At 42.6% G+C, this 4424-nt stretch carries 4 protein-coding genes, 4 tRNA genes and 1 pseudogene; all 9 read right to left on the reverse strand.

What is annotated here, in order from left to right; all coding sequences use genetic code 11:
* On the reverse strand, nt 1-312 hold a 312-nt coding region (locus tag MHN09_RS20840; protein WP_239217646.1), incomplete at its 3' end, for a GTP-binding protein.
* A gap of 67 nt (nt 313-379) precedes the next feature.
* A tRNA-Thr gene (locus MHN09_RS20845) sits at nt 380-455 on the reverse strand.
* Between the two features lie 7 nt (nt 456-462).
* Nucleotides 463-537 (reverse strand) — tRNA-Gly (locus tag MHN09_RS20850).
* A gap of 33 nt (nt 538-570) precedes the next feature.
* A tRNA-Tyr gene (locus MHN09_RS20855) sits at nt 571-655 on the reverse strand.
* Between the two features lie 7 nt (nt 656-662).
* Nucleotides 663-738 (reverse strand) — tRNA-Thr (locus tag MHN09_RS20860).
* A gap of 109 nt (nt 739-847) precedes the next feature.
* On the reverse strand, nt 848-1606 hold the full coding sequence (locus MHN09_RS20865; protein WP_168463501.1) for a type III pantothenate kinase: 759 nt from the start codon (nt 1604-1606) through the stop codon (nt 848-850).
* A gap of 148 nt (nt 1607-1754) precedes the next feature.
* Nucleotides 1755-2741: a bifunctional biotin--[acetyl-CoA-carboxylase] ligase/biotin operon repressor BirA gene (birA, locus tag MHN09_RS20870; RefSeq protein ID WP_168463500.1), complete on the reverse strand. Its 987-nt coding sequence runs from the start codon at nt 2739-2741 to the stop codon at nt 1755-1757.
* On the reverse strand, nt 2738-3769 hold the full coding sequence (gene murB / locus MHN09_RS20875; RefSeq protein WP_168463499.1) for a UDP-N-acetylmuramate dehydrogenase: 1032 nt from the start codon (nt 3767-3769) through the stop codon (nt 2738-2740). The genes birA and murB overlap by 4 nt, the downstream gene beginning before the upstream one ends.
* Before the next feature lie 172 nt (nt 3770-3941).
* Nucleotides 3942-4325, reverse strand: a pseudogene (locus MHN09_RS20880) (chemotaxis protein); the annotation flags it as partial.
* Nucleotides 4326-4424: the final 99 nt, after the last annotated feature.

Below are 4424 nucleotides of genomic sequence, written 5' to 3' on the forward strand. Positions count from 1 at the left end.
TAGGATACCACCGTCCATCTGAGCAGCACCAGTGATCATGTTTTTAACGTAATCAGCGTGTCCTGGGCAGTCTACGTGTGCGTAGTGACGAGTAGGAGTGTCATATTCTACGTGTGAAGTAGAAATGGTGATACCACGTGCTTTCTCTTCAGGCGCGTTATCGATTTGATCGAAAGCCTGTGCGTTACCGCCGTAAGTTTTAGAAAGAACTGTAGTGATAGCTGCAGTTAGGGTAGTTTTACCGTGGTCAACGTGGCCGATTGTACCCACGTTTACGTGGGGTTTCGTACGTTCAAACTTTTCTTTTGCCATTTCTATTATCCCAGCAAAGTTACATTAAAAAATTTAGAAATTTTACATGAGCTGGGGAGAAATAAACTGGTGCTGATAGGCAGATTTGAACTGCCGACCTCACCCTTACCAAGGGTGCGCTCTACCAACTGAGCTATATCAGCACTGATTTGGAGCGGGCAGCGGGAATCGAACCCGCATCATCAGCTTGGAAGGCTGAGGTAATAGCCATTATACGATGCCCGCAATCCTAATTCTCTGGCCACCTCATAGAGAAAGTGGTGGAGGGGGCAGGATTCGAACCTGCGAAGGCTGAGCCGGCAGATTTACAGTCTGCTCCCGTTGACCGCTTGGGTACCCCTCCAGATTGATGGTGCCGACTGCCGGAATCGAACTGGCGACCTACTGATTACAAGTCAGTTGCTCTACCAACTGAGCTAAGTCGGCACTACATCAAGTGGGTGCGCATTCTAGAGTATTGTTTAACTCTGTGCAAGTGTCTTTTTGAAAATTTTTCAATTTTCTTTTTTGACCAATTTTTCAACTAATCAAAAACTTACGTCGACGTTCCCTTTAAAAGTTCACTTCGAGCGTAGCGGGCAAGACCCTGCATCACCAAATGAGCGAGGCGCATGTTATCAGCAGATTTTAAGAATGCAAACACTTTTTTGTCTCCACCCCCTAAAATTATGTCAAATTCGGTTTGTTTGCTTGATATGTAATCAACCGCGCTCAAATAAACACCATATAGGGCAGCATGACACCCTGTTGCCACACAATCTTCTGTATCGGTCCCCACTCCAAAGGTGGTCGGAATCTCATCATTCGCGAACACTTTTTTAGTTGAAGCAACTAATGCATTACGCATTACTTGAAATCCAGGTATGATCCAACCGCCTAAATGTTGACCATCTACGACAAAATCAACCGTTATTGCCGTACCTACATCCATAACAAAAAATGCTTTTTTTGACTTTTCTGCGCCGCAGACCATGGCAAGCCATCTATCAACGCCCATTTTTTGAACATTCGCGTAACTATTTTTTATGCCGAAGGCTTCTTTCTCTGTGTGCTTTTCTACAAAAACAATATTTCGCTCGTTACACATGGCGGATATTTCATCAACCAGCTCCTGATTTCTTACCGAAGCTATATACAAATAGGAAATTTTTTTCTGAGAATCGATAAAAGAGAAGAGAGAATTGGCATCTTCACATGCATTAGGCTCTTCTTCTGCATAACAAAGCAGTGAATATTTTATTCGGGTGTTACCGATATCCACTAATATGACGTGGTTTTCTTCAATGTTGTTCATATTTTTGGTTTCAATCGCAAAGCAATGCGTAAAACGAACGGATAAAATGCTATTTAAAAATCACAAAGATGAACTACGAAGTACTTTTATTATAAATAATGGCCAAAATCTTCGTAGCTCAGCTATAAAGTAAAACAAAAATAAAAAGTTAATTGCCTCTAAGACTAACTTCACCACCGTGGAAACGGGTAATACCGTCTTGCGTTTCAACAAGAAGCGCGCCGCTGGCGTCCACTCCCCTATCAATTCCGGAAAAACGCTTCTCACCCATTTGTAAAACAATGCGCTTATCGGCGTATAAGTCGAGCGCTTCCCAATATGCAGTAAATGGCCCGAAGCCCTGCTGGGTAAATTTAGGTAAATAAGACCATAGCGATTTAATAATTTCTGCCGCTAAAGCATTTCTATCTGGGATAGTGCCTAAATAAGAAGCAAGATCGCTATGAGGTTGACCAACATCGTACTGATTATCGGGTACGCAAACATTTAAACCTATGCCGATAACACTATGCGCCGTAGCGCCTATTTGCCCTTCTACTTCAATAAGTACGCCCGCAAGCTTTTTACCTTGTAAATAAATGTCATTCGGCCATTTAAGTTCAGCGTCTTCTACGCCAAATTCTTTAAGTGCATCGCAAACAGCCAAGCCCACCAATAAAGAAAGCCCTGCCATGCTTTGATAACCGTCAGGAAAAGACCAGTACATAGAAAAAGTTAAGCTTCCGCCAACTGGCGCTAACCACGAACGACCATGTCTGCCGCGTCCATCGGTCTGAATTTCAGCAAAAACGACATCGCCGTTTTCAAGATCTTCTCGTTTACTGGCAATACGCTTCTTCATTTCCGTATTGGTGGAAGGTAATACCGACTCCACATCAATAACCGCTCGTTTTGTATTGCCTAAATGACGTTTAATGCTGTCGGCGCTTAACAATGGAAACCCTCGTTCTAAACGGTAGCCTTTACCTTTTACTTTAAATACATCTAATCCCCAATCGGCGAGTTGGGAAATATGGCCCGCAACTGCTGTGCGCGAAAGGCACACTTGCTGTGCAATGGTTTCCCCTGAGTGAAACTGGCCGTCGGACAACAAAGCGAGTATATGTTTTCTTATAGCTTTTGATGCTTGTCTCATAGCGAAATAAGTCCTTTGCTTCCTAATAAGCGCACTTCTGGCTCTAGCTGTATGCCAAACTTACCCTGTACGCTTGCTATGATATCTTTTGCCATGGTTATTACATCGTTTCCGGTGGCACCACCTAAGTTAGTAAGTACCAATGGCTGTGTAGGGTGGCATCGTACTTTATTCAAAGTCTTGCCTTTAAAACCTGCCTGGTCGATAAGCCACGCGGCAGGAATTTTTATTTGTTCTTTTTCAGTGGCTGGCAGCTCAACACCTCCGTGCACCACAAAATGGGGCACTGAATCATACTCTTGTGCAATCGCTTGAAACACTGCTTTTGAAACCACTGGATTTTTGAAGAAGCTTCCAGCATTGCCTAGCTCATTCGGGTCAGGAAGTTTATTTTTTCTGATTTCTATTACCTTACTATACACCTTTTCTGGTGTAGGCTCAGTGAGTGCCGCCAGTTCGCCATAGCTGGTTTCAAGTTCATAGTGCTTGGGAAGCTTAAAATTAACATGAGTGATTAGCACTTTGTTCGCTAGTGCGCGTTTGAACACACTATCTCTATAGCCAAACTGACAGTCTTCATTGCCTAACAATATCTGCTCGCCGGTTTCAAGAAATACACATTCTACTTTGTCGATTAACGTATTCACTTCTCGTCCGTACGCACCAATATTCTGAATGGGGCTAGCGCCTACCGAACCTGGTATTAAGGCGAGGTTTTCGAAACCATACCACTTCTCTTTCATACACAAAGTGACGAAGTCGTGCCAGTTTTCACCTGCTCCTACTCGCAAGTAATGATGACTTTCAGTATCGAAGTGGCTTATGCCCTTTATCTCGTTAACCAGAATTGTACCGTCAAAGTCGTCGGTAAAAATTGAGTTGCTACCACCACCTAATATGTAAATGGCTTTGTTCTTGTTTTTAGAAGTATTGAAGATAGACAGGAATGAAGTAACGTCGCTAAACGACTGGATAGAATCACACGACGCTGGAAGGCCAAATGTACTGTAAGCTTGTAGTGAAGGCATAGAAATATACGAACTGCAAAGAATTCGCTAATGGTAGGGTAACGAAGCAGCAAATAAAAGCGCAAAGAAGGAATAATATTGTTGCCGATATTGCTAAGCGCTAGAGCATTACCACTTTCATTCGTTAAAGTGAGAAAACGGAAGCTAGCGCTTATACGTAAATACAGAGAACTTACTGCTCTTTGGCTTTATAACCAATACGAAACCCTCCCCAATGTTTACCGTTCACATATATCGGTGCAGATAGATCATGCATGACCTCACCTGTATCTCGCTTGTAAGTTTGTAGCAAGAAAGTAGAGGTATTGCTGCCACAACGACTTCCGGTTTTGTCATCGAATATCCGTTTCGTTCTGTTATTTGCTAAATCCGTATCGTAATTACCAGTAAGGGGCTGACTAAATTTCTTGTTGTGGGTAGGAAAGTAACCATTTACGTCAACTGCGCCGGCATAAATAATGAAACTATGTGTTTCTAATAAAGGTTCTTGGATAGCTGGAAGTACGTCGTCGGTGAACTTATCAAAAGGTGTTGTGTGCTTTATAGGATTAGTGTTGAGACTGTAACTAATTTTGTGTAACTGCCTATCTCAATTTACTCTATAGAGAGTTAAGGATAGGCAGATGAACATGAATAAGAAAGAGCTTGAAGCTTT

It is taken from the genome of Alteromonas sp. MmMcT2-5, assembly GCF_022348315.1.
GTDB lineage: Bacteria > Pseudomonadota > Gammaproteobacteria > Enterobacterales > Alteromonadaceae > Alteromonas > Alteromonas macleodii.